The 440-nt window shown below is 64.8% G+C and carries 2 protein-coding genes; both read left to right on the forward strand.

All coding sequences use genetic code 11. The annotated features are described in order from the left end of the window. The coding region (locus tag EN984_RS37310; RefSeq protein ID WP_245480222.1) for a GMC oxidoreductase at positions 1-190 on the forward strand (190 nt) is incomplete at its 5' end. 56 nt (positions 191-246) lie between these two features. Further along, positions 247-440 (forward strand): aldehyde dehydrogenase family protein (locus tag EN984_RS37315; RefSeq protein ID WP_127384485.1); only part of this gene is annotated, 194 nt, incomplete at its 3' end.

Consider the following 440-nt stretch of genomic DNA (forward strand, 5'->3'; position numbering starts at 1 on the left):
GGTCATTGGCGTCGAAGGCTTGCGAGTCGCCGATTCCTCGATCTTCCCGCGCGTCACCAACGGCAATCTCAATGCGCCATCGATCATGACCGGGGAGAAGGCTTCCGATCACATCCTTGGCCGGACGCCGCTGGCGCCGTCCAACCAGGAACCATGGATCAATCCGAGCTGGCAGGCGTCGGACAGATAGAGCATGATCGTGACTGCACGATCATGCATGCCGCGAAGACGATTTGGAGACCTCCCATGCGCGCCCAGCCCACGGCATCGCACTATGTCAACGGACGCTACATCGAGGACGAAGGCGGCGCGCCGCTGCCGGTCATCTATCCGGCAACCGGTGAGACCATCGCCATGCTGCGTTCGGCAACGCCGAACGTGCTGGAACTCGCCGTCGAGGCGGCGCGGGCGGCGCAGCCCGCCTGGGCGCGGCTGAAGCC

Source organism: Mesorhizobium sp. M7A.F.Ca.CA.004.12.1.1, from assembly GCF_003997835.1.
Taxonomy (GTDB): domain Bacteria; phylum Pseudomonadota; class Alphaproteobacteria; order Rhizobiales; family Rhizobiaceae; genus Mesorhizobium.